Annotated in this window: 20 protein-coding genes; 5 read left to right on the plus strand and 15 right to left on the minus strand. The window is 34.2% G+C overall.

What is annotated here, in order from left to right; translation table 11 throughout:
* The 3 genes from LY01_RS11090 to LY01_RS11100 form a co-directional block, all read right to left on the minus strand.
* Positions 1 to 1,299, minus strand: coding sequence for an MFS transporter (locus LY01_RS11090; RefSeq protein ID WP_104515924.1), 1,299 nt, complete (start codon positions 1,297 to 1,299; stop codon positions 1 to 3).
* A 77-nt stretch (positions 1,300 to 1,376) separates the two neighbouring features.
* On the minus strand, positions 1,377 to 1,937 hold the full coding sequence (locus tag LY01_RS11095) for a hypothetical protein (protein WP_146080419.1): 561 nt from the start codon (positions 1,935 to 1,937) through the stop codon (positions 1,377 to 1,379).
* 563 nt (positions 1,938 to 2,500) lie between these two features.
* Complete coding sequence (locus LY01_RS11100) at positions 2,501 to 3,061, minus strand: DUF3244 domain-containing protein (RefSeq protein WP_170034608.1); 561 nt, start codon at positions 3,059 to 3,061, stop codon at positions 2,501 to 2,503.
* Between the two features lie 208 nt (positions 3,062 to 3,269).
* Here LY01_RS11100 and LY01_RS11105 point away from each other — a divergent pair, with 208 nt between their 5' ends.
* Positions 3,270 to 4,139, plus strand: coding sequence for an AraC family transcriptional regulator (locus LY01_RS11105; protein ID WP_104515927.1), 870 nt, complete (start codon positions 3,270 to 3,272; stop codon positions 4,137 to 4,139).
* Positions 4,140 to 4,200: 61 nt separating this feature from the next.
* Here LY01_RS11105 and LY01_RS11110 read toward each other — a convergent pair whose 3' ends face one another.
* On the minus strand, positions 4,201 to 5,250 hold the full coding sequence (locus tag LY01_RS11110) for a hypothetical protein (RefSeq protein ID WP_104515928.1): 1,050 nt from the start codon (positions 5,248 to 5,250) through the stop codon (positions 4,201 to 4,203).
* Between the two features lie 224 nt (positions 5,251 to 5,474).
* On the opposite strand from LY01_RS11110, the gene LY01_RS11115 reads away from it, so the two are divergent.
* Positions 5,475 to 6,854, plus strand: a complete 1,380-nt coding sequence (locus LY01_RS11115) for an NAD-dependent succinate-semialdehyde dehydrogenase (protein WP_104515929.1) — start codon at positions 5,475 to 5,477, stop codon at positions 6,852 to 6,854.
* A 160-nt stretch (positions 6,855 to 7,014) separates the two neighbouring features.
* On the opposite strand, the gene LY01_RS11120 is transcribed toward LY01_RS11115, so the two are convergent.
* Together LY01_RS11120 and LY01_RS11125 are read right to left on the minus strand one after the other, a co-directional pair.
* On the minus strand, positions 7,015 to 8,013 hold the full coding sequence (locus tag LY01_RS11120) for an NAD-dependent epimerase/dehydratase family protein (protein WP_211289296.1): 999 nt from the start codon (positions 8,011 to 8,013) through the stop codon (positions 7,015 to 7,017).
* A gap of 61 nt (positions 8,014 to 8,074) precedes the next feature.
* Positions 8,075 to 8,644 carry a Crp/Fnr family transcriptional regulator gene (locus tag LY01_RS11125; RefSeq protein ID WP_104515930.1) on the minus strand — a complete coding sequence of 190 codons (570 nt, stop codon included), beginning with the start codon at positions 8,642 to 8,644 and terminating at the stop codon, positions 8,075 to 8,077.
* 431 nt (positions 8,645 to 9,075) lie between these two features.
* Here LY01_RS11125 and LY01_RS11130 point away from each other — a divergent pair, with 431 nt between their 5' ends.
* Positions 9,076 to 9,504, plus strand: coding sequence for a hypothetical protein (locus LY01_RS11130; protein WP_104515931.1), 429 nt, complete (start codon positions 9,076 to 9,078; stop codon positions 9,502 to 9,504).
* Between the two features lie 98 nt (positions 9,505 to 9,602).
* Entirely contained in the window at positions 9,603 to 9,962 is a 360-nt protein-coding gene (locus tag LY01_RS11135) for a hypothetical protein (RefSeq protein WP_104515932.1), read from the plus strand.
* A 516-nt stretch (positions 9,963 to 10,478) separates the two neighbouring features.
* On the opposite strand, the gene LY01_RS11145 is transcribed toward LY01_RS11135, so the two are convergent.
* The 5 genes from LY01_RS11145 to LY01_RS11165 all read right to left on the minus strand — a co-directional run bounded on the left by LY01_RS11145 (position 10,479) and on the right by LY01_RS11165 (position 18,948).
* Complete coding sequence (locus LY01_RS11145; RefSeq protein WP_104515933.1) at positions 10,479 to 11,342, minus strand: hypothetical protein; 864 nt, start codon at positions 11,340 to 11,342, stop codon at positions 10,479 to 10,481.
* Positions 11,343 to 11,453: 111 nt separating this feature from the next.
* Positions 11,454 to 15,095: a phosphoribosylformylglycinamidine synthase gene (gene purL, locus LY01_RS11150; protein ID WP_104515934.1), complete on the minus strand. Its 3,642-nt coding sequence runs from the start codon at positions 15,093 to 15,095 to the stop codon at positions 11,454 to 11,456.
* Positions 15,096 to 15,212: 117 nt separating this feature from the next.
* Complete coding sequence (locus LY01_RS11155; RefSeq protein ID WP_104515935.1) at positions 15,213 to 16,445, minus strand: acyloxyacyl hydrolase; 1,233 nt, start codon at positions 16,443 to 16,445, stop codon at positions 15,213 to 15,215.
* Positions 16,446 to 16,587: 142 nt separating this feature from the next.
* Positions 16,588 to 17,679 carry an endonuclease gene (locus LY01_RS11160; RefSeq protein ID WP_104515936.1) on the minus strand — a complete coding sequence of 364 codons (1,092 nt, stop codon included), beginning with the start codon at positions 17,677 to 17,679 and terminating at the stop codon, positions 16,588 to 16,590.
* 60 nt (positions 17,680 to 17,739) lie between these two features.
* Positions 17,740 to 18,948, minus strand: coding sequence for an RsmB/NOP family class I SAM-dependent RNA methyltransferase (locus tag LY01_RS11165; RefSeq protein WP_104515937.1), 1,209 nt, complete (start codon positions 18,946 to 18,948; stop codon positions 17,740 to 17,742).
* Positions 18,949 to 19,085: 137 nt separating this feature from the next.
* Between LY01_RS11165 and LY01_RS11170 the strand changes: the two genes are divergently transcribed.
* On the plus strand, positions 19,086 to 20,168 hold the full coding sequence (locus tag LY01_RS11170; RefSeq protein ID WP_104515938.1) for a WD40/YVTN/BNR-like repeat-containing protein: 1,083 nt from the start codon (positions 19,086 to 19,088) through the stop codon (positions 20,166 to 20,168).
* A 312-nt stretch (positions 20,169 to 20,480) separates the two neighbouring features.
* Here the strand turns inward: LY01_RS11170 and LY01_RS11175 are convergent, their stop codons facing one another.
* The 4 genes from LY01_RS11175 to ppk1 form a co-directional block, all read right to left on the minus strand.
* Positions 20,481 to 22,682 (minus strand): B12-binding domain-containing radical SAM protein, encoded by a 2,202-nt coding sequence (locus LY01_RS11175; protein ID WP_104515939.1) that lies wholly within the window; start codon positions 22,680 to 22,682, stop codon positions 20,481 to 20,483.
* A gap of 83 nt (positions 22,683 to 22,765) precedes the next feature.
* On the minus strand, positions 22,766 to 23,713 hold the full coding sequence (locus tag LY01_RS11180; RefSeq protein WP_104515940.1) for a tRNA dihydrouridine synthase: 948 nt from the start codon (positions 23,711 to 23,713) through the stop codon (positions 22,766 to 22,768).
* Positions 23,714 to 23,817: 104 nt separating this feature from the next.
* Positions 23,818 to 24,699 carry a substrate-binding domain-containing protein gene (locus LY01_RS11185; RefSeq protein ID WP_104515941.1) on the minus strand — a complete coding sequence of 294 codons (882 nt, stop codon included), beginning with the start codon at positions 24,697 to 24,699 and terminating at the stop codon, positions 23,818 to 23,820.
* A gap of 25 nt (positions 24,700 to 24,724) precedes the next feature.
* Positions 24,725 to 26,776, minus strand: coding sequence for a polyphosphate kinase 1 (gene ppk1 / locus LY01_RS11190; RefSeq protein ID WP_104515942.1), 2,052 nt, complete (start codon positions 26,774 to 26,776; stop codon positions 24,725 to 24,727).
* Between the last annotated feature and the right edge of the window lie 134 nt (positions 26,777 to 26,910).

The raw sequence follows: 26,910 nt of genomic DNA on the forward strand, positions 1-26,910 counted from the left end.
TTAACTAGACACTTTTTTAGTATTGATATAATGAAAAGCATAAGAGGCTATAAAACCAATGAGTGCAAATATGGAAAGCATTAAAAATACCTTTTGAAAACCGAGTTCTCCAGGAGAATTATCTATTAAAATCCCCATGATAGGGCCCATAAATATATCTGGAGTAAATCCTACTATAGACATTAAACCTACTGCAGTACCTGTGACTGCCATAGGTATCTTGCCTTCTTGTATAGCAGAGAAATATAGGGTTCTAAAGGCATAAACACCGGTTGCAACGGTGATAATGGTAAAACCAAATAGGAGCGTGGTATGAGGTTCTATCTGACCAGAAGCAAATATTAAAGCGCCTAAAATGGTTATGGCAAAGCTTATTATCATCATAAAGGAAGAACGAGTTTTATCTGCCAGTAAACCTATGATAATTCCTATAATAATACGTATACCTAAGAGGTTACTACCTATAGCAGCAGACTCTGTTTCACTATATCCCATGACCTCGTTTGCATATTGTGAGTATATGTCGGTAATTTTATAACCTGTGTAAGCACATAGAATAATGACCATTAATAACCATACCGATGGGATTTTTAATACGGCTATATAATTTTTAAGAATTTGTCTATTAGATATCTTAGGAGATCGTGCGGTATCGCTATCATTATCTTTTAAAATAAAAATTAATAAAATAGCTATTAGTGCGACAATTATGGAAGTTATAATGACTACATATTGATATGCGCTTTTACGTTCTAATAGACTTGCGGTTTCTGTTCCATCTATAAAAAGAATGGAGAATATAAGTATACCTAGCCAGCCGAATGCAAAGGAGACTAAACCACGACCGCCATCTAACAGTCCAAAAGCTAGTCCTTGTCTAGATGTACCACCCCAGACTCTAGTTGCTTTAATCATAGCTGCCCAGAATAAAAATATAGTGGTAAATCCCCAATATCCATAAAGAATGCTGAGTCCTAAATAGGAAGGATAAGTAGACATATAAATACCGCCTAGTGAGGTAAGGAGTAAAGAAATAGCCATGAGATAACGCGGCTGGTACTTATCTGCAAGGCTACCACCTATAAGATAGGATACAAATGCTACTATACCGTATATAGAGAAACAGGCTCCTAGTTCTAGGTTAGTGAGTTCAAAAACATCTAAGACGGTAGGTCTAAAAATACGTGCTAGTACAAAAGGAAGTATAAAGTTAGCTTCTCCTGCTAGAATGAGGAGAATGATATTAATTAATTTTTGTCCTTTACTTAAAATATGAATTCTATTTAGGGTAAATGTAATAAATAGTTATCACAGAAAATAGGGCACAAAAAAGGCTACTCATTACAAGTAGCCTTTTTTAAATGGATAATGTGTTCTTATAAAGTAAATGACTTATAAAAAGTATTTCCTGCAGATTTCATTATGATAAAGTAATCTCCTTTTTTATCTGGAGATAATTGAAATATACGCTTTAAATTAGAAGAGTTAGAAATCGCTTCTTGATGTATCAACTCATCGTTGTAATATATGTTTACATCAAGGACTTCGTCATTAGAGGCTAGTTGAGAGATAAATAATTGATTTTCTCTAGCAACTGCTACAGGCTTATAAAAAGTGTTTTCTACAGAGAATTTTACAATACCATTTGTTACATTAAAAGATTTAGTAAGGATCTCACAGTCTTTATTTAATTCAATACTATAAGTACCGTTTTCTAAAGTTGTTAAATCAAACTGTTGTGTATAATTACCGTTTTCTTTAATCTTCTCACTATATAAAGTAATATCAGCTGCATCTTTAATAGTCAGTTGATGTCCTTTTTTCACGTCGTTAAATTGTACTACAGTAACACTTTTAGGTGGTACGATAGATGTTGCGTTTGCTGCATAGCCTGTTAACACGGTTAACATAAGTGCTATAAATAATAGGTTTTTCATTGCTTTCATCTTGTTAATATTTTAATGATGATTTACATGACAAATGTAGAACAGTATGCAAGTTTAGAAAACATCGTATTTGATCTAATTATATGCTATATTAACTTTATTAAAACATCTATAACGTTATAGTGTGAATATAGTGTAATTAAGGGGCTGAAATCCATTTTTTTTAATGTTTAAATTGATAGTTTTATTCATTATTTTCTTAGAAAAAATCTTAATTATTTACGGTAAGATTAAGGTGTGTTTCTATTTAATAATGGAGAAATAAGGAAGGTGGATAAAGTGAAAGATGAACTATTATCTATATAGCTAAAAGAGCTAGCTCATTTACTAGATTAATTAGAGAAAAGAGTCGAGAAGAAAAGAAGGCGGGAAAGAGAGGTGTTAAATACAAATAGATGCTCAGTGAATAAAGAAGGTACAGTAAACTATTACTTATTTTCTATATGAACTAGGTAATTACTCTATAAGGTGGTAATAAATTTTAAACTCAAAAATATAGGCATAAAAAAAGGCTACTTAAAAAAGTAGCCTTCACCTAAAATTTTTATTATTTCCTATAAAGTAAATGTCTTATAAAATGATTTCCCAGCAGATTTCATTATAATAAAGTATTCACCTTTTTTGTCTGGAGATAATTGAAATACACGTTTTAGATCAGATGAGTCCGAAATAGCTTCTTTATGCACTAATTCATTATTATAGTAAATCAATACATCAAGAACTTCGTCATTAGAGCTTAATTGAGAAACAAATAATTGATTATTTCTTTTAGTTGCTACAGGCTTGTAAAATGTCATTTCTGTAGACAGGTTTACAATTCCGTTTTCTACATTAAAAGATCGAGTTAATACCTCACTATCTTTATTTAATTCAATAGTATAACTACCATTTTCTAGAGTAGTTAAGTCAAATTGTTTTGTATAGTTACCAGTAGACTTAATAGTCTCATTATATAAAGTAACGTTTTCTGTATCCTTAATAGTTAATTGATGACCTTTCTTTACGTTGTCAAATTGTACTACAGTAACACTTTTAGGTGGTACGATAGATGTTACGTCTGTTGCATAGCCTGTTAACGCGGTTAACATAAGTGCTATAAATAATAGGTTTTTCATTGCTTTCATCTTTTAATTATTTACTGATGATTTACATGACAAATTTAGAGCAGGAGTAAGGTTTAGAAAACAACATTTTTGTCCTAATTGTATACTATATTAACTTTATGAAAACAACTATAACGTTATAGTGTGAATATAACATAATTATAAAATTAAAAAACGATATTTGCAGTGGTATAATTGATCGTTTTAATCTAGATTTTACATGTTATATAAGAAAGCTACCTTAAAAAAAATACAACCAGAATTCGGTGGTTCTGTGTTTGTACAAAAAAGTACAACAGAAAGAGGTGAGAACAAGCCTTTCTGGCATTTTCATCCAGAGATAGAGCTGGTTTATGTAAACGAGGGAAAAGGAAAACGACATATAGGAAACCATATGTCCTATTATAATGACAGCCAGTTATTACTTATAGGCTCTATGTTGCCACATATAGGTTATACAGACAGACCTAATCATGGATCTGAATTACTGGTGCAGTTTCTTCCTGATTTTCTAGGAGAAGGTTTTTTCACCGTGCCAGAAATGATGCCAATTAAACAATTATTTGAACGTGCAAAGAATGGGTTGCTATTTAAAAAGGAAACAATAGAACGATTAGGATCTCAAATACACGATTTAAACGAGGTTCATGGTTTTGAAAGAACTATTCTGTTATTGAAAATCTTACATGATCTCGCTACTACTGATGATTATGAAATATTAAATGCAGAAACCTTCACTTTTGAAACAGAACTACAAGACAATTCTAAGACAGAAGTAATATATAAATACATCAATCAGAATTATAAAGAGCAAATACCTCTAGAAGAAATAGCAAGTAAGGTAAGCATGACAGTTCCTGCTTTCTGTAGGTACTTTAAAAAGACATCTGGTAAGACCTTTACTAAAATAGTAAATGAATATAGAGTAGTGCACGCCACAAAGTTATTATCTGAATCTCAAATGAGTATAACTGATATTTGTTTTGAATGTGGTTTTAATAACTTCTCGCACTTTAATAAAATATTTAAAGAGATAACTGGTAAGAGTGCTAGTAAATACCGCAAAGAATTAAAGCAGATTTTAAATTAATAAAAAAGCATGCTCAGTCTGTAGACCGAGCATGCTAATAATCGTTTACGTTTTAATTTAATTAAGGACAGGTTTCTACAGTAACACTTATTTCTACAACATAAAAGGTGTTTTCTACAGTATCATAAACTCTTACATAGAATATTTCTGTTTCTATACTGTTCATAAAAGGAACAGTACTATCTATTGGGTTGGTTTCCATATCAGCATCTGCCTCAGAACTGTAGTAGGTAATATCTATTAAGTTATCGTCTTCTTGTAAAATTTCATAGATACAGTTATCGTATTCACTCAAAGTCAATTCTGTAAAACCTGGTGTAGCAACATCTTCACACGCTGTAAAATTAAAGTCATAACAATCATCATTAGGTACGTTACAGTATTTGTGTATAATCAGTTCATCCAGTCCGTCAGTAAGCCTCATGGAATCTGAATCTAGAATTTCAGCTTTCCAGTTGCGGTTTAATTGTGTTTCTGTATCCACATCGCCATTTAAGCTTATGTTTACGTGTAATTGACTTTCTATCATGATAGATGTCCATGACCCTGTAGCGGTTTCAGAGTAGTAACTAAAGTTCATCACTCCATTATCTACAAAGAATGAGCCGCCTAGGTAGTCGTTAGAAGAGGTTTTAGAATATCCTACTTCCCAAACACATTCATCTAATAAGCCCTGACAGTAACGTATAAGTTCTAACTCTTCTTCAATACAATTATCTATACTTTCTTTTAATTGCTCGTTAGTGGTTATGTCTATAGAGCTTCCATCTGTTAATGTAGCAGCGATAGGGTAGCTTATACTTATAGAGTTAGTACTAGGTAGAACATCTAAAAAATCACGGAAGGCTTGATTTCCTATAATAAAGGTATTAGCGATTTCAATATCGTTGGAATCGTAGGTAAATATATTGATAGGATAAATAACCTGTATACAAGAGATCGTATCCTCATCAGTTTCAGGATCACTGGCAACATCTGTTAGCAATTCATATAATTCAGAGTCTACTGCTATTAAATCTTTTGATATGGAGTCGTCATAATCTTCATAAGTACAGGAAACGATACTTAATGCAGTTATGAATAAAATGATAATTTTTTTGAGGTTTTTCATAGCTTATAATTTAGGTTACATCTTATAGTATAAAACTCATTGTAATGGTTGCGTCCTAATTGTCCATGATTATACAGGATGAAATATTAAAACCATTAACGATTCACATCACCTTTGTTAATAGTCTTTTAATAGCTTGTTAATTAAAGACTATAATAAGAAGTCTTGATTTTTTATTAACGCTATTACCGCAATTCCACCCATACCTTTAAATAAAAAACAACATGAGTACTAACGTAACAACAATAAACCCAGCAACAGGAAAAGAGATTAAAACATATGAATTAATGACAGAAGAACAGACTTTAAAAGCTGTGGAAAAATGTCATGATGCTTTTACTAAGTGGAAAGCCACTCCTATAGAAGAAAGAGGTAAAATTATTCAGAACATAGGAGAAAAATTCAAAGAACAAAAAGAAGAGTTTGCACAATTAATGACCGAAGAAATGGGTAAGATTATAGCCCATGGAAATGATGAGTTAGATCTATGTGCAGCAATTTGTGAATATACCGCAGCAACAGGAGCAGAAGAACTTGCAGATGAAGAAAAGGAACTTGCCGGCGGTGGTAAAGGAATTGTTTCTTACTCACCTCTAGGCGTTATATATGGTATACAACCTTGGAATTTTCCAGCCTATCAAGTTGTGAGATATTCTATCGTTAATTTAATGGCAGGTAATGGTATACTACTTAAGCATGCAGCAAATGTTACTGGTAGTGCATTGAAACTGAAAGAGATTTATGAAGAAGCAGGATTACCTAAAGATTTATTTTCCGTACTAATTATTGATCATGATGTAAGTGAAAAAATAATTGAGCATGATCTAGTGAGAGGTGTGACCTTCACTGGTAGTGCAGGTGCTGGTCGTAAAATAGGGGAGCAAGCTGGTAAAAATATTAAGAAGACCGTATTAGAGTTAGGTAGTAACGATGCCTATATCGTACTAGAAGATGCAGACGTAGAGCTAGCTATTAAAACATGTACAGAAGGTCGTATCTATAACAACGGAGAAACCTGTGTTGCTGCAAAAAGATTTATTGTAGTAGATGCTGTGTATGATCAGTTTAAAAAAGGCTTTGTAGAAAGCATGAATAATATAAAGTTAGGTGATCCAACAGACGAGAACACGCAGTTAGGTCCTATGGCTAGAAAAGACTTGAGAGAGAAAATTCACAATCAAGTTAAAGAAAGTATAGAAAACGGCGCTGAGGTATTGTGCGGTGGTGAAATACCTGAAGGTGATGGATATTATTACCCATCTACAGTTTTAGGAAATGTAAAACCAGGACAACCAGCTTATGATGACGAGCTATTTGGACCTGTAGCTTCATTAATCAAAGCAAAAGACCAAGATGATGCCATGCGCATAGCAAATGACAGTCGTTTTGGACTAGGTGGCGGAATATTCAGTAAAGATGAAGATAAAGCAATAGAGTTAGCTCAAAATCACTTTGACACCGGTATGGTGTTTATCAATTCATTCGGTATCGCTCAAGTTGATATGCCATTCGGTGGAGTAAAAAATTCAGGTTTCGGTAGAGAACACGGAGGATTCGGTATTAAAGAATTCGTCAATGCAAAAGGAATCAGTATTTTAAAATAATGATTGCACATCAGTAATAGAAAAAACCACTGTGAGAGCAGTGGTTTTTTTTTGTGTTTATAATTTCGCTTTCGCGAAAGCGTAATCCGGTTATTTTATCACAACCTAATAGATAATTAAAACCATACCAGAAGTCTCTGTGATAATTACATTCCTAACTTTATTTCCAATCGGTTTTCAAATATTTCAAAGCATCTTCCAAAGCTTCTCTTGATGATTTTGGGTTGTAACCTAATTCTTTTCTAGATTTACTAATATCATAATCTTGTTTTAAGCCATAAAACATATCTACGTAATGTCTCATTAGTAAAGGTTCTTTTCCTGTCAACTTACTGCTAAATTCCATTAATCCAGCAACAGAATACAGTAGACATTTTGGTACTTTTTTAGGTGTTTTTAGTTTTAGTTCAGGGTATAATTCTGATGCTATTTTTACTGTTTCTTGCATCGTAGTGTGATGTTCGTTGGATAAAATATAACGTTCTCTATTTCTACCTTTTTGCATTGCTTGATAAGCACCAAAAGCAACGTCTTTTACATCCACCCAATTTAAAGTCATGTTTGTATCCACAGGAATCTCTCCATTTAAAGCTTGGTGTACTAAATTATTACTATAACTTAATTTATGAGCTTCACTTCCTATCATAGCAGAAGGCAAAATTACAACGGTTCTGATTCCGTATTTTTCACTCAATTCTAATGCTAATTTATCTGAATCATTTTTAGAGTTGTAATACCAGTTTCTTCTGTCTTTGTTATATCCATTGTCCACATTTGCTGGTAATTTTGTAAAATCCAAGCTAGCTACTGAACTTACATAAACAATGTTTTTAACACCACATTCTTTTGCCATTTGAAACACATTTTGTGTTCCTTGCATGTTGTTATTATAAATTTCCTCTTTTGGATTCTTAGCCCACATACTAAAGTTAGCAGCTACTGCGTATAAGTTGGTAACTCCTTGAAATGCTTTTTTAAGTGATGTTCTATCCATAAGATCTGCCTGTACCACTTCACAGTCTAACCCATTAAAAGGGTCAGTGTTATTTATGTTTCTTACAGTAGTTCTTACTTTTTGGTTTTCGGAAAGTAAAAGTCTAATTAGGTTGTTTCCTAAATGTCCATTTCCACCAGTTACTAATGAAATTTCTTCGCTCATAATTCTTGAATTTTGTTTAAACAAATTTCAATACCTCTCATGAGATTAAAAATAACATTTGTTAGAAAGTGATTTGTTTTCTAATACGGCTTAAAGATTGAGGTTCCATTCCTAGAAAAGAAGCGATATTATCAATAGATACATTCAAAGCTAATTTAGGAAACTGATTTACAAATTTTAGATAACGTTCTTTACCAGTTAAGGTTTGAAAATCTTTAACACGTTCTAATTTGCAACTTAAATGTTCGTTGGTTACTTCTTTGACAAAGATTGCCCAAAAATTTGTTTCCTTTTGTAAAATATCAAAATCAGGTTTCGATATTTTTAAGACTCTGGACTCGGTAATAGTTTCATAATAATCTAATGACGGTGTTTCTGTCATAAAACTATCTAAAGAGGTGAAAAGATCTTGTTCTGCTACAAGATGCTGCACAACTAGCTTTCCGTCAATATTTTGATATCCTTTTACAATTCCGGTGTCTAAGAAATAAATATACCGTTCCACTTTTCCTGCCTTTAATAGATTAGTTTTAGCTGAGACTTCTTCTGAAACAAAATATTTTTTGATTAGATCAATATCTTTTTGAGTTAAAAGAACTCTCGATTGTATGTAATTAATTAGATTTTCCATTTTGTTTTGTATTTAATGGCAATAGCACAAGATGAGTGAGTTCAATTTACACTCTCTAAAAAATGACTAGATCACAAATCATACAAATATTCCTTCTAGACGATTTTTCAAAAATAAACTAGTCTATAATCTATGCTCCATATTCTTTCTTATCATATCTAGAATCTAATCTCTTGATTCTTGACTCCCGTCTATTTTGTTATTTGTTTTTCTTCACCTTTTTTTGCCATTATCGTTACATAAGGTCGCAAAGGTAGTGGTTAAATAGGCAATTTTTTCTATTATCTTATGTAAGGTGATAGGAGTTGGACATTATTTGAAATATACCCTGAAAAGGGTATTTATCATCTTTTGAGAGTAGTTTTGTATCAGTTTTATATAATTTGACTTCAATTTTTTATAATATTGACATTATTAAAAATCTAGTTAATATGAAGTTTTTTCAAAAATTAAGTTTAGTAGTAGTTACATTTCTGTTGTTAAATTCATTTACAATTACCGGAGAAGATGTTCTTGTAGGTAAATGGAAAGGAACAGATAAAGGAGAGGTAGGTTATTTTGATTTTACTCCAGATGGATATGTTACTTTCGAACTAGGAGGACAAATTATGGGAGGAAAATCCTTTAGTCTTGAAGGGATGACAGCAAAATCGACTTATGTGGTAGATAGAACACAGTATCCTATGACTATCGATTTAATTTTTACTGATTTATCTACAGATAGCGAATTAGCGCGTTTATTAGGAATATTTGAGATGAACTCTAAAGATGAAATGCATATTGCTATTAATTTTTCAGGAACAATAGAACGCCCTGCAGATTTTAATAACAATGACTTAATCTTACATCGTGTAAAATAAGATCATTTAATAGCCTATTTGAGAGCAATTAATTAGATTTTCCACACCTTTCTTTCATACATTTAATAATTTATCGCGGTTATTTGAACTAAAATTATATGAACGTAGAAGACCTGGTAGGTATTTATAATATAAAAGGACACAATCAAGATGTTTCTCAAAGCAGGTATGAAGGGATCTTAGAATTATCGCTGGATCAACATAAGAGAATTATCGCCTCATGGATTATTAGCGGCAACCAGCTACAAAAAGGAACTGGCTTCTTTAAAGATAATATTCTAGTGATCAATTTCAATTACCAAAATGAGGAACAGGAAGTTTTTAAAGGCGTTGTGGTCTACAAATGCCTTTCTAAAGATGTACTCGATGGCTTCTGGTCAGAGAAGCATGGCCACCCTGCATTTTTAGGTCTAGAGCAGGCGTTGAGAAAAGAAAAGAATAAGTTGCATTTGAACTAGTTGGTTGAGGAGTCCGCTTTCGCGAAAGCGGAACACGTATCTGATTTCTCGAAAAAAAATAATGGAATATGTAACCTTTAAAAAGTCTGGTCTCTAAGAAATAGATATACCGTTCCACTTTTCCTGCCTCTAATAGATTAGTTTTAGCTGAGACTTCTTCTGAAACAAAATATTTTTTGATTAAATCAATATCTTTTTGAGTTAAAAGAACTCTCGATTGTATGTAATTAATTAGATTTTCCATTTTGTTTTGTAATGGTATTTAACGGCAATAGCACAAGGTGAGTGAGTCGTTTTAGCCGGTGCATGTAGACCCTTTAGGTAGTTCTTTAAAGAAGTAAAGTTACAGAAATTAACATACATATAAGTAGCGCTATAATTTCAAATTTATCGATACTAGAAAATTAAAAAAGACTCTAGAATTAATAAATCGATTCTATTGGCCTAGATATGAGTGTATACAATTAAAAAGAGGTTGCGTTGTTTTCAACTACTTTCTTTGTTACCCACAATTATTTATTTTAATTCACTCGACAATTTATTTATTGATTCAATTACTTTTTTTAGCTTCAAAGGTGCTTTAGCAAATGAATAATTATTTAATTCATATTGTTCAACCATATTGGTGATAACTAAAGATGTAATTCTTGAGCATAATAATATCACAGTCGAAAATGAACTTTCGTATTGAGAATTATCATCTATCGCAGATTTTAATTGACGAATGCTTATGTATTCCGAGTGAATATGATTTGAATACAAAGAATGAGTTCTTGATAAGTTACCAATTTTTATTAATGGATATATTTCGTACAATTTAATTAATCTTGCCAATGATGGATTTATAAATCTTTTTCTTTTAGAAAAAGGAACTCTTTTGAATTCATCCAACTTTCGAATTTTCCATAATTCTTCAGCCAGTTCATTCCTCATTTTTTTAATTGGATCAAAATCTTTTGGATGCTTTTTAGTGAGCTCAATTTGTTTCCTCAATCCTTGTATTTTGTATACATATGCTCTTATTTCTTTAGAATATTCAGAGTCAATAAAAAATATGTAGGATAGATTAATGAATGTTTCAATTTGAAGTCTTGCAATAGAGTAAACTGTAGTTAGGTCATTGATTTTTAGTTTCTTATCTTGAATTTTAATTAATTTCCCATTTGTAAGGCTTAAAAGTGTCTCATTATGAAATATTATTTGAAATAGCAATTTTTCACAAAGTCCTGCATCCTCAAATTTTATTCTATTATCATATAAATCTTGTGTGCATTCTGTAAGAAGGGAATTTAATTCAGTAAGAATTGCTTTTTGACTAGACAAAGACAAGTCATTAACTAATATTAAGGCTTCTATGCTTGTTCTTTGTTGTTCATTCATAAATATTTGTCAACTAGTTAAATCAACCCAAATATACTCTTTATCTAAAAAGAAAAACGGATAAGCCCTTACTTAAAAGCGACTTATCCGTTTCTCAAAAAGCTTAAAATATTACTTTTTACCTAACCAAACACGAGCATTTACAAATGCTTCTAACCATGGTGTTACTTCGTCGTTCTTGCGGTCAGTAGGGTAGTGTGCCCAGTTCCATGAGAATGTAGATCGCTCTAGGTGTGGCATCATGACTAGGTGACGTCCATCTTCACTATTCAACATTGCTGCGTTATAGTCAGATCCATTAGGGTTTGCTGGATAACCTTCATAAGCATAGGTTGCAGGGATTTGGTAATCGCTGCGGTCTTTAGGTAACTGGAATTTACCTTCTCCGTGTGCTGCCCATATTCCTAGTTTGCTACCTTCTAGAGATTGTAGCATGATAGAATTGTTTTTGGCAATCTCTACACTTGTAAAGTTACACTCAAACTTACCAGAATCATTATGTAACATCTTTGGCTTTACATCGTGATTTGGGTTAATTAATCCTAATTCTACAAATAGCTGGCAACCGTTACAAACACCTATACTCATGGTGTCTGGTCTTGCAAAGAAGTTCTTTAAAGCCGTATTTGCTTTTTCATTATATAAGAATGCTCCAGCCCAACCTTTGGCACTTCCTAGTACATCACTGTTAGAGAATCCACCTACTGCGGCTATAAATTGAACATCTTCTAGCGTTTCACGACCAGCGATGAGGTCTGTCATGTGTACGTCTACAACTTCAAATCCTGCTAGGTACATGGCACGTGCCATTTCTCTTTCAGAATTACTTCCTTTTTCACGTATTACAGCAGCTTTTACTCGTTTTTGAGGTAATTCTGGTAATTCACCTGTGAAATGTGTAGGGAATTTAAATTCTAACGGCTGGTTTTTATAGTTTGCAAAACGCTCGTCTGCTTTACCATTAAAAGATTGTTTTCTATCTAATAAGTGAGAAGTTTGATACCACTCATCTCTCAATGCATTGATATCTAGTTCTAAGTCATTAATCGTTAAAAATGGTTGATCTGTAGCTTCACCTAGGTGATAGTATTCAACATCTGCGGCTAGTAAGGCGCTTTCTACAGAGGTGTCTGTTACTTGTAAGATAACACCTGCATTTTCTGCAAATAATACTTTTACAAGATCTTCATTTACGTTTTCTAGATCAATGTCCATTCCCACATTTTGAGAAGGGAAACACATTTCTAATAAACTAGTAATAAGTCCACCACTAGCAATATCATGTCCTGCAAGTACTTTTCCTTCTTTTATTAGATTTTGGATGGTTGTCCACGCTTTCGCGAAAGCGAAACTATCAACAATATCTGGGCACTCTGAACCTATTTTATTTTGAGTTTGAGCAAAGCTAGAACCACCTAATTTATGGTCGTCACCACTCAAATTAATGTAATAAATAGGCGCTGAGGTGTTGCGCTGTAAAACAGGCTCTACTATATTACTGATGTTATCGCAAGAACCTACAGTACTTATAATCACCGTTCCAGGTGCAAGAACATCCATATCTGGATATTTTTGTTTCATAGAAAGACTGTCTTTACCTGTAGGAATATTGATGCCTAGGTCTATGGCAAATTTACTTACCGCTTCTACAGCAGCGTATAAACGAGCGTCTTCTCCAGGGTTATTGCAAGGCCACATCCAGTTGGCACTTAAACTAACACCTTTAAGTCCTTTTTCTAAAGGAGCAAAAACGAGGTTAGTTAGCGACTCTGCAATAGCGTTGCGAGAACCAGCCTCTGCATCTATTAATGCAGCAACAGGAGCGTGACCGATAGTGGTTGCTACTCCATTTTTACCGTTATAATCCATGGCCATTACACCTACGTTGTTTAACGGTAGTTGTAACTCGCCACAGGTCTGTTGTTTTGCAACGCGACCAGTAACGCATCGATCTACTTTATTTGTTAACCAGTCTTTACAGGCTACGGCTTCTAGCTGTAATACCTGAGAAATGTATTTTTTAATCTCACTTGCGTTATAAGTAACGGCGGCATACTTGCGTTCTATGGTTTTATCGTCCATGATAGTTTTAGGACTAGAACCGAACATGTCTTCTAGAGCAAGATCCATAGGACTGCGTCCATCTTTCTCGCTGAATGTGAATTTATTATCGCCAGTTACTTTACCGACTTTATATAATGGTGAGCGCTCACGAGCTGCTATTTCTTCTAGGATAGGAGTGTCTTTTGCATCCATAACTAGTCCCATACGTTCTTGTGACTCGTTACCTATCAACTCTTTACGAGATAGAGTAGGGTCTCCAGAAGGAAGTTTATCGGTATCGATAATACCACCAGTTTCTTCTACCAGTTCTGACAGGCAGTTTAAGTGTCCACCTGCACCATGATCATGAATAGATTTTATAGGGTTGTGCTCACTTTCTACTAGTCCACGTATGGCATTTGCAGCACGTTTTTGCATTTCTGGATTAGAACGTTGCACGGCATTTAATTCTAGACCAGAGTCTAGTGCGCCAGTGTCTGCACTACTTACGGCAGCACCACCCATTCCTATTCTATAATTATCTCCACCCATAACGATGATGTCATCGCCAGCGTCTGGAGTTTTCTTTAAAGCTTGTTCTTTTTTTCCATAACCTATACCACCAGCTTGCATGATCACTTTATCAAAACCTAGATTTTGATCACCTTCTTGGTGCTCAAATGTCAATACAGATCCTGTGATTAATGGCTGTCCAAATTTATTTCCAAAATCACTCGCACCGTTGGATGCTTTGATAAGAATATCCATAGGTGTCTGATACAACCACTTACGTGCGTCAAAACCATTTTCCCATGGGCGTTCTTCATTTAATCTAGAGTAACTAGTCATGTAAACTGCTGTACCTGCTAGAGGTAGAGAACCCTGTCCACCTGCAAGTCTATCACGTATTTCTCCACCAGATCCTGTTGCAGCACCATTAAATGGCTCTACGGTAGTAGGGAAGTTGTGAGTTTCTGCCTTAAGAGATATTACAGAATCGAATAAACTCGTCTGATAGACATCTGGCTTGTTTGCTGTTTTAGGGGCAAATTGCTCTGCCTTAGGACCTTCTACAAATGCTACGTTATCAGAATAAGCACTTACTATATCGTTAGGGTTTTGTTTTGAAGTTTCCTTAATTAATTTAAATAAGGAAGTAGGCATCTCCTCACCATCGATAATAAAAGTACCGTTGAATATTTTATGACGACAGTGCTCAGAATTTACTTGTGAGAAACCAAATACCTCACTGTCAGTTAATTTACGATCTAGTTTTTCTGAAAGAGCTATTAGATAATCGATTTCATCGTCGCTTAATGAGAGTCCTTCTTGCATATTATACGCAGCAATGTCATCTATTTCTAGAACACCTTGTGCTTGTACATTTACATCATATTGAGACTGGTCTAGTCCATCAAATTTTTGAAGTAACATTTTATCATAAGAAGAATCTTCTTCACATTTGTGAAATTCTTCAATACGTAAAATACCCTTAATTTCCATGTTTTGGGTAATTTCTACAGCATTTGTAGACCATGGAGTAATGGTAGTCGCACGAGGTCCTGTGAAATGACCAGATAAAGTACTGGCATCTAGTTTAGGAGCATCGGCAAAAAGCCATTGTAATTTAAGATCATCTTCTGCAGAGATCGGTGCTTGGGTTTGAACTGCGTAAACTGACTTGGACGGATTTCCGTAAAAATGGATCATTTGAGCGCTTTTTTGGGCTGCTGCAAAGATACTTTTTTAGTATGATAATTGTAGCTCTTCCGCTTGCGCGAAAACGTATTTATTAACGGACTTATTTACAATTTTATGATATTAATTTTATCTGATAAATTCGTAAACATACCCCAATCGCAATTCGGTAAAATCTGCCTGACCATAGTTGGCATTAATATGTGCGCCTATATAGAAATTATGATTTTTAAAATCATTGGTTCCTAATGGATAATAATTGATACCTACACGAGAATTGATAAGATGCCTCATTTTGTATCTCGTATCTAGATCGGCAAATTGCCATCCATCAGGAAATTCTCTTGGTGGATTATCCCAACCTTCATTTATAGAATAATCTATTTTATAAGCTGGTTTATAAAGATTTGCACCTATAGCTAGTTCTATGCCTATATAGTTTAATAATAATTCTCCTTTAAGATAAACGCCTATGTTAGTTGCATTAGAAAAAGCTTTTCCATTTATATCAGAAAACCGCTGATTTTCTCGTACTAGATATTCATTATCATTTATGTAATCGTGATAATGCTGGTAGAATCTGTAAAAAGCTCCTATTCCTAGTTTCCAATTTCTGTTATACGTTTTACCGTATTCAGCACCTACTGTATAGACTTCTTTCTTACGATTAAAATAAGGAAGATCACTGAAAACTTGAAGTCCTGTACCTTGGTAAACTGATAGATAAGATGTTTTTATACGTGATGAAGTAGTGGATTCTAGATGTAAGACATCTTCTTTAGGTAGGTAAGTAGCATTTATGGATACTAAGAAGGAATTAAATCCATTATTGGGTAATCTGGTATGACCGTTAGAATGATGCACGACACTTAAACCTGTGCTGTAATTCCATTTTTCAGTTTTAAGTAATTGATAATTAAGTTGAGCTCTAAATGTCCAAGTTACATCAGTACTTATGGCATGATTTAAAGGATTATCTACGGCATCATATTTCTTTGTAAAGTAAGAAGCCCCTAGACCTAAATAGGTTTTTAATCTGTTATTATTAAAGCTCTTAAATTTTATAAAAGGCAAAATGGAGTAGGAGCCACCTAGAATTTTATTATTTCCATAATTAGAATAACCTAAGCTTATCCCTGTTTCTGGAAACTGTAATTTTTGATGCCACTTAATTTCAGGATGGTTTTTCTGTTGTGAAACATGAAACCAAAGTTGAGATTGTAAAGCGCGATTAGGGAACTCTTTATTAGAAGGCAGGCTTTGACCCAAAGCGATTTCTCCACCATAAGAATATTTTTGTGCCGTAGTTGAAAAGCAGGAAATACAGAAGATTAAAAATGTAAAACGTTGTACCAGGCTCATTAAATTTATTAAAGTCGCTAAAATACATTTTAATAGAATAGGGTAAGTTGAAATTCCGCTTTCGCGAAAGCGAGATCAAAAGCAATCCATAAAAAAAGCCGCTTATTACAGCGGCTTTAAAATCTTGTTTCTTCAATAAGTATTAATTCACAATTACTTTAAATGACTTAGATTGATCACCGTTTCTTAAGCGAACTATAAATATTCCAGTAGAATTGATTCTGAACTGGTTGTTGTCTAGTTGTAGTTTTAACTGTCTTCCAGAAATATCAAAAATAGATATGTTTTCAATAGCTATTCCTGCATCTTTAATATAAAATGTACCGGTAGATGGGTTAGGATATATAGAGATGTTAGATAAAAGTACGTCTTCATTACTAGCTGTAGTAGTCCATATCATATTAACATACTGCGGATTATCTACGTATGGATTTCTATTTCCTTGATATACATAAATATCATTATTACGGTCTATTTCTTTCTGACTTACAGGATCTGCATTGTGCCATGAAAGTAAAAGATCTACGTACCACTGCTCATAATACTGACCTTGAGAACCATCTCTAGGATCGTTTAATGCTGTAGGGCTGTCCCAAGTACTATCATCGTATTCATTTTCATATCTAGTAGCAAAATAAAGCAACATTCTAGCGATGTCTCCTTTAAACTCGTCTATAGGTTCAAATACAGTAGTGGAAAAACCAGCAGTTGTATTAGGACCTACCTTACTACCATTACGAGATGTAAAGGTTGGACTGTTCACCTCTCCAAAAGGAAAGCTGCTTCTACGACCATTTACCTGACCATCTGTAGGTATTACATGATGGGCATCGGTACGCATAGGGGTTCTACTATTAAATCTACCTTGTGGGAAAACGTGTTCACGATTATAACAAAAACCTTCATTACTACTTACATTACCACATCTATCGGTAAAAGTAAAGTTATAAGGATCTGTCCCTGTAGGATTTTCAGAATACATATCTACTATGGTAGTAGTCTGGTCAGTTATACCTTCTCCTTGATTAGGATAATAGGTATCGTTATCAGACGTGTCGTATAAATTAAAAAGTGCACTGTAACCTTGATCTGTATGACCATTTTCTATAATGTTGCGCAACTCAGACTTTAATGGATAGCCGGTAAGGCCACTAGCGCTATTGTAATAACCTGCAGGTATTTGTGCAAAACCCACTGCAGATAGTAATAGTAATAATAGGGTAAAGTTTTTCATATATAAAAATTCTGTACGGTAATAGTATAAGGGGATAACTGTCCTCTACAGTAAAATAATTTATTTCTTTTTCATTCTAGCCATAAAGAATCCGTCAAAACCGTCTCTATGTGCATAAAGTGTTTGAGAGTCTTCTAGCTCAAAATCTGCACCAGCTTCTGACTTTAAGAAAGTGTCTACTTGTACCTCATTTTCTGAAGGGAAAATAGAACAAGTCGCATACACCATAGTACCGCCAGATTTTACCACACGGCTATAAGATTGTAAAATCTCTTGCTGTGTCGCTTTAATTTTATCAATAAATTCTGGTTGTAATTTCCATTTTGCATCTGGATTACGTCTTAAAACACCTAGACCGCTACATGGCGCATCGATAAGAAGACCGTCCATTTTACCAGCTAGTTTCTTAATGGTTTTAGTAGATTCTAATAAACGAGTTTCTATGTTGTGCACACCTGCGCGGCGTGTACGTCTTTTAAGTTCATTTAATTTGCTTTGATAGATATCAGTAGCGATAATTTGCCCTTTATTCTCCATCATAGCCGCTAGATGAAGTGTTTTACCACCGGCACCTGCACACGCATCCATGATACGCTCACCTGGTTTAGGATCTAAGTAAGATGCTATTAATTGAGAACCAGCATCTTGTACTTCAAATAAACCGTCAGTGAATAATTTTGTACGGAAAACGTTTGCTCGCTCATTAAGAATTAAAGCATCAGGAAAACGCTCGTCAGTAGTAGTCATGACTTCTTCACCTACTAGTTTTTCTTTAAGAGAGGCTACATCAGTTTTAAGAGAGTTTGCTCTCAATACTACAGACGCTTGTTTGTTAAGCGCAGTAATTTCTTGATCCCATAGACTACCTAATTCTTTTACACCCATTTCATCCATCCAGTCAGGAATAGACTCACGCATCTTGCGATTTTTTCTTACTTCGTCCAGTTTACCTCTTATACGCCTTACTGGTGTGTTGTAATACTCATCCCATGCAGGAAGATCATAACCTTTTAAAACTATCCAGACACTAGTTAGTCTCCATAGGTCTTCTTGTTTAAATGGCTCATTTACATTTGCAATAGAAGCGTATAATCTCTTGTATCTTACGATGTCGTAAGTAGTTTCTGCAATGAATCCTCTATCTCTAGAACCCCAACGTGTATCACGCTTTAGGATTTTTTGAATAGCTTGGTCAGCATACTTGCCGTCGTTGAATATATTGTGCAAAGCATCTACAGTAGCTTGCACTAAGTTATGGTGAAATCTCATTTTGCAAAAGTACAGCTATTCCTCAGTAAGTTATAGAATAGGGGCCTGTTTTTTCAATGATTTTTAATTGTTATCTCGCTTTCGCGAAAGCGGAATTTTAAATACCTTATTTATTAATTCTGACTTATTTTTACAACATGAAAAAATTACTATTTATGGCTTTGATTTTATCGATCACAGCCTGTAAAAACGATTCCCAAAAGGAAGAAATTAAAGAAGTTAAAACCTTAACACGCACAGATGTAGAACTGCAGTTAGAAACCGTTTCTAATGATTCTATAAGTGTGAGAGCGCTAGATTATGGAGATGGAGAGTACTGGTTCTCTGGTAGTAATGGGCAGTACGGTAGGATAGATGCTGCTACAAATGTGGTGACAAATTCTAGGGTTACTTTAAATGAAGATGAGAAAATAGAATTTAGATCCATCGCGGTGACACCACAATACACCTATATATTAAGTGCTGGTAATCCTGCATTAATTTATAAAATCACTCAAGCAAATGACGAGGTGAAATTAGTTTACACAGAATTTGAAGAGCGTGTTTTTTATGATAGTATGAAATTCTGGAATGATGAAGAAGGAATAGCCTTTGGTGATGCTACAGAAGACTGTCTGTCGGTTATAAAGACATTTGACGGTGGTGAGACTTGGGCAAAATGTAAATGTACTTATCTACCAGAATTTATTAAAGACGAAGCGGCATTTGCAGCAAGTAATTCAAATATCGCTATTTATGAAGATAATGTATGGCTTGCAACTGGTGGTGCAGCAGCACGTATTTTACACAGTCCAGATAGAGGTTCTACCTGGGAGGAGTATTCTACACCTATGATAGCAGGTAGTGAGATGACAGGTATTTATGCTATAGATTTTATAGATGCACAACATGGTGTTATGATAGGTGGTGACTGGAATAAGAAAGAAGATAATATGTATAACAAAGCAATTACTCGCGATGGTGGTAAAAGCTGGAAACTTATGGACAACGGTAACGGTCCTGGTTATAGTAGTGACATTATTTTTGTTCCAGAAACAGATGGTAAAGAGATTCTTGCAGTAGGTTCTCAAGGAATATGGTGGAGTGGTACAGAAGGAGATTCTTGGAAAAAACTATCTAACGAAGGCTTCTATACTGTTAAGATGATTAATAAGACTCAAGGCTACCTAGCAGGTAATAATGAAATAGCTAGTTTTACTCTTTCAGTACCAGCTATATAGTGTCGAGAGACATAATTAATCGATAAAATACATGTTTTGTGTATTTGCAAAACATTGTTAATGAATCATTTAACTTTTAATCGATAAAAATATCGTTTAAAAGTGTTTTTATTTTTCTTAAACCTAGAAGTATGTACTACTTTTAACACGGTTTAAGTAAATAAGCAAGTAGTTATAAAGACAAGTTGTTTATTAAAAATAAAGCGGTGGAGACTGCTTAAAAAAGAGAGGAGGAGTCTTCTCTTTTTTTTTGCACTAAACTTAAATGATGATTTATTTTCTAATTTATTTTTTGAATAGCCCTCTATAATTTTATAAAATTAATAATCCATTGGCTCTCAAAGTTTCTATTTCTTCTCCATACCAGAAAGGCTCAAAGGCATCAAATAAATTTTCATAAGAAGCTTTTACTTGAGAAAACGTTTGTATTTTAAGACTAGGATCCCATAATTCTAGTTGATCTAGTAGCCAGTTTGCGAGGTCTTCTGGCAGTTCTATATTAAAAGATGTCGATTTATCATGAAATATGAGATCTAGATAAGTAACTTCTATACCTTTTTTTACTTTGGTAAAAGAACCTACTAATGGAAAAGTACCTAACCACACTATTTTAGAATTGGACTTCATGGCTTTAAAGTTTTCTTTATTGAGGCAGTCTTCAATATAAAAAGGAGCGATAGAAGTACTAGGTATTTTAAAGTCAAACCATTCTTCTAAGGATAGATCAAAACCGATACCGTGCATGTAATTAAATAGCGATTTCTTTAAACCATCACTAAATTTACTGTGGTCTATACCGGTAGAATCGGCAAATTGCACATCGTTATTTGCAAACGTAATTTCTTTTAAATGTGGTGTTACTCCATAATCCTGCGTATTCATACCTACGGGACTATGTGCAGTAAGAGCAAACTGATGCCAGAAACCACTTTGAATAATACCTAATTCAAATAACTGTCTAGTCATTTCTAGACTGTCTACAGTTTCTTGAATAGTTTGTGTAGGATAGCCATACATGAGATAGGAGTGAACCATGATTCCAGAAGCAGTAAAATTTTTAGTTACTTGGGCTACTTGTTCTACAGTTACACCTTTGTCTATAAGTTTCAATAATCGATCTGAAGCTACTTCTAGACCTCCAGAAACAGCTATACAACCAGATGCTTTTAATAAATGACACAGATCTTGAGTAAAGTTTTTCTCAAAACGTATGTTGGTCCACCAGGTTACGGTAAGTTTTCTTTTAAGAATTTCTAACGCTACAGATCTCATTAAAGCTGGTGGAGCAGCCTCATCCACAAAATGAAAGCCACGTTCTCCTGTTTGCTCTATTAATTGCTCCATACGATCTACAAGAACGTTTGCCGCAACCGGTTCATAAAGCGCTATGTAATCTAGTGAGATGTCACAAAACGTGCATTTACCCCAGTAACAACCATGTGCCATCGTCAGTTTATTCCAGCGTCCATCGCTCCATAAACTGTGCATAGGGTTTGCTACTTCTATTACAGATATATATTTATCTAGTAATAAATCACTGTAATCTGATGTACCTACTTGTAACTGTTTATAATCTGCTTGAGTGGTATTATTTTTATAAACTACCACATCGTTTTCAAGAATAAAGGTTCTTTTTAATTCAATTTCTTGACTAGCTTTTGCAGGATGATTTAATACATAATCAGTTACCAATTCTAGAGGTAACTCACCGTCATCAAGACATATAAAATCTACAAATTCAAAAACACGTGCATCTTTTAAAGATCTTAATTCTGTATTAGGAAAACCACCACCCATGGCTATTTTAATATGAGGGAAGTGTTTTTTAATATGCTGACAGGATCTTAAACCACTGTATAAATTACCAGGAAATGGTATGGAAACTACGACTAGTTTAGGTTGCGTTTCTTTTAATTGCGCGTCTAAAATAGCAACGGTTATCTTATCTATATATGATAAAGGCTGTTGTAGCGCTTTGTACAGCTGGTCAAAGCTATTGGCACTCATCCCTAAACGCTCTGCATAGCGGCTGAAACCAAAGTTGTCATCTATACATTCTTTTATAAAATCAGAAAGGTCTTCTAGATATAAAGTGGCTAGATGTTTTGCCTTGTCCTGTAATCCCATATTACCAAAAGCCCAGTCTAAATCATCAACCTGATCAAAACGAGATGCTTGTGGTAAGAAATTATCAAGACATATCTGTCTCGCAAAGGTGTCGTTATTTCCCTGTAAAAAGGAAATAATTTCATCAAGTGGTTGTAAATAATGATCTTTTAATGCATAAATACGCTGGCTGTTCTCGCTTAGAATATTACCATTATCTATAGCATAATCAAATAATTGCGTCATTCCTTTTTTAGAAAAAAGCTCTAAAATGACCTCTATTCCTAAATCCATTTGAAATGATGTGATCTCTTTAGTATTTAAAAATCCTTTTATATAAGCCGTTGCTGGATACGGTGTATTCAGTTGGGTAAAAGGTGGCGTGAAAAGGAGTAGATCTTTTTGCATGGATATTTATGGAATGCAAATTTAAGGTTTGTGTTTGTTCCGCTTTCGCGAAAGCGGAATTCTTATTCTAAAACTTATAAAAGTTAAGACACTGTTTTCAGGTTATCATTAACCGCTTGTTGATAGGCGCGAGGGTTATTTGCTTTTTTAATGGCTTTAAAAGCTTTTTGCGGATTGGGAAATGTCAAAGCCCAATATTCCCAAAAACCTTGCATTTTCATCTTTATAGGTGTTGGACCTTGTAAAAAGTCATCATATTGCTGGTATATGGTGTCATGGAATTCTCTAAAGATCTCCCAACGATTTTCTGGATATACTTCAGTATCTGCCTTTATCATGCTGGGTAAAAAAGGATCGGCTATGAGGCCGCGACCTATCATCCAGTGATCTATTTTAGGAAATTGTTTTTGCATCGCTCTAAAACCGGCTACACTAGTTATGTCACCGTTGTAATACAGTTTGTGTTTTGAGGTGTCCAGACATTTTTGAAACGATTCGAGATCTACACCACCTTTATATAATTGTTTACCTATGCGTGCATGGATGGCGATGTTCTTAATAGGATATTTTTCTAGAATAGGGAAGGTACCTAAAATTTCTGTAGGTTCTAAATATCCCATTCTCATTTTCATCGAGACTACTACATCTGTCTCTGCATGAACTCGTTCTAGAATATGATCTATCTTTTCTGGATCACAAATAAGTCCAGATCCCATACCTTTTTTAGTCACCATAGGATAAGGGCAACCTAGATTCCAATTTAATTCTTTGTAACCTAATGATCTTATGTACTCTACAGCGATAAGAAACTCGTCTGCACTGTTAGTCATAACCTGTGGTATCAAATCTGGCACCTCGTTATTTTCTAACTGCAAGTCACGCTGGTATTTACTACTTATAACTGGCTTATTATTAAACCGGATATAAGGAGCATAAAAAGTATCGATACCACCAAAGTATTTATGTACCGCATTACGGAATCTAAATTCTGTAAAGCCTTGTAGTGGAGAAGAAAGTAGGGTAAATGACATGTGTTATAATTGCAGTGCAAAGTTAGTGTTTGCGCAAGTAGAAAATATAGCTTTCTACTATTATTAAATCAGCTCGCATTGCACAACTAAGATACTTATGTTATTTATTCCTCTTCGTCTATTTTGGGTAGGTTGTAGACTAAATCTTCTAGAGCAACCTTTTTTTCTATAATTCCTACTGCGGTAAATTCTTCTATAATCTTATCTACGGTACTTTCCCATAACTGGTCATCACTAAACTCTGTACGTAACAGCCATTGCTGTACATCACCTACTTGTAGGTCGTAATGTGATGCTATAGTGCGATCTATACTAGGTATGTGTTTAAAGTCTGATGTGTAGGTATTAATGATGTGAAGCATTTTTGCAAGTGCTTCTTCTTTTTCTGAAATACATTTTTCTGTCGCAGCGATTACAAAACTAGGCCATGGTGTGGCTATAGTTTCTAGGCGTTTAAAAACACCTTGATCTACTATGGGCTGTGTCATATAACGTTCCCATAGAAATAGTTGCGCTTTATTTGCACTTAAAGCTTCTACAGCGCCATCTAGTGTATTAATTAATTCAAATTCTATGTCTTCGGTATCCCAACCATGTCTTTTGGCTAGTAGATAACTCATTAAATGAGAGCCGCTTCCATAGCGACTTATGGCTATTTTACCATCTTCTAGTTGCTCTGTTCTATCTGCTTCTATATTACCAGGTGCATGCACGCCCCATAGTAGAGGAGAGGATACATATACTTGTAAAATACGCGACTTATTCCCAGCGATAATATCTTTTACGATTCCATCGGTTAGAATACAGGCTACGTCTAGTTGCTCTTCACGCAATAGTTTGCTCATGCGACCAGTTCCCTCTGGTACGTCTTGCCATTGTAGATCTATTCCCGCTTTCGCAAAAGCGTTATCCTCAATTGCTAGGTGCCATGGCAAATTAAAATGCTCTGGTACACCGCCTATTTTTATGGTTATCTTTTTTTCCATAGCTTACAAATATAGCACAGAAGCGTTAACTATGCTTTTGTTCTAGGTATTTATAAATTTCTTCTTGTGAGCGAATTTTCTTCTCTCCATCCTTGGCTTGCACCATTGGGTTGTTTTCTTGTGGCGTATGTATGCGTGCTTTTACATTATCTCTCAATTGAAGGTCTAGAATATCATCGAGCTCTGCATATATATCTGGATCATTGATAGGTGTTAACACTTCTATTCTACGATCTAGGTTACGACTCATCCAGTCTGCGCTACCTGTATACATAATAGGATCTCCTGCATTGTGAAATTTATAAATACGACCATGTTCAAGGAATCTGTCTACTATAGAAGTGATTTCTATATTTTCACTTATACCTTTAAGTTGCGGCACGAGACTAGAGAATCCTCGTACTATAAGACGTATATGTACACCAGCCTGACTGGCCTGGTACAATAGATGAATCATGCCACGATCTTCTAGCTGATTCATTTTTGCTGTGATGTAGCCACCTTTACCGTTTTTAGAATGTTCTATTTCTTGACGTATTAATGATTCAAAAGTACTTCTGGTAGTAAATGGGCTTATAAGCAGGCTACTGGCACGTGGTATAATTAAATCACCTTGCAAGACTTTAAAGGTTCTTAAAAGGTCTTTAGTTATTTTTTTATCTGCAGTAAATAATCCGTGATCACAATAGTTTTTAGAAGTTTTGGCATTAAAATTACCGGTACCTATGTAAGCATATCTTTTTTTCTTATCGTTTTCTCTACGTAAGATAAGCAGCACTTTGCTATGTACTTTTATACGTGGATAACTATAAATAACACGAGCGCCGTGTTTTTCAAATATGCGTCCCCATTTGATATTGTTTTCTTCGTCAAATCTAGCTTTTGCTTCTACAAAAACGGTTACTTTTTTACCGTTTTTAAGTGCTCTTAATAATGCATCTGTAAGCGCAGATTCGTTTGCAACGCGATATAAAGATATTTTTATTTCTTCTACTTGCTCATCTTGTGATGCTTGGTCTATAAATCGTTGCACATAATCAAAGGACATAAAAGGAAAATGTACGAGCTGATCTTTTTTTGCAATTACTTCAAAGTAAGAACTTTCCTTTTCTAATACTTTATGCTTTATAGTCTTTAAAGGAGCTGCCTGTAGCTCTTTGTTTTTAGTTGGGTTAGGGAAACCAAAGAAGTCATGGAAGTTATGATACGTACCGCCAGCTACCATATCTATTTTACCTAAGCCTAGACTTTTTCTTACGTTTTTCCTAACATCTTTAGGCATGCTCTCATCATAGAGCAATCTAGTAGCTTGTCCTACCTCACGTTGCGATAAAGATTTGTGAATCAAGTCTGCCAGAGTTCCATCTATCTCTTGATCTAGATATAATTCTGCATCTCTAGATAGTTTAATAGAGTAGGTATTTGATATTATATTTTCAGGGAAAATATCTTCAATATTAGCTTTTATGATATCATCTAAAAAGGTTATAACATGTTGATCACCTTCTTTTTTAAGTTCTATAAAACGACTAGTTTCTGATGATGGGATATTTACAATACCGTATTTTTTTTCATCCTGAAAGGTTACTAACAAATAGAGGTGTTGGTTTTCTAAAAATATATCACTGGACTTTGAAGCCTCTACGATATCGGTATGTAATATCTTTTTGAGATGTGTTTTATAATATTCATTGGCTAGCTGTAGGTGGTTGTTTTTAAGAGTTTTGAGATCTAATAAGTGGATGTTGTTATCCTTTAATTCAGGGACTATATGATCAAAGAAAATCGTACCTAACTCTTCTTGTTGAGATTTTACTTTAACCAGTAATTGCTTTACAAACTTAGAAGGACGTAACGCTAGTTTTTTTCTAATGCTTTTATCAACTCTTTTAAGCTGACGCATTTGAGAAACTCGTACTCTAAAATACTCATCTAGATTTGATGAGAAAATAGCGATAAATTTAAGACGCTCATAAAGAGGGTTGCTTTTATCTGCAGCTTCTTGTAGCACGCGGTCATTAAAACTTAACCAGTTGATGTCTCTATGCTGGTAAGGATATTTTTGATGTTTCTCCATCTGTTAAAATTAAGAGGTTCTAGGAGTTTGTTTTATCAAATTAAGGTTAAAAGTTCCTAATATGTTGTAGATTTAAAAACCAATCTACAATTCACTTAAACTATGAAAAAGTACTTTCCACTTATTGTCCTTTG

Source organism: Nonlabens xylanidelens (assembly GCF_002934445.1).
Taxonomy (GTDB): domain Bacteria; phylum Bacteroidota; class Bacteroidia; order Flavobacteriales; family Flavobacteriaceae; genus Nonlabens; species Nonlabens xylanidelens.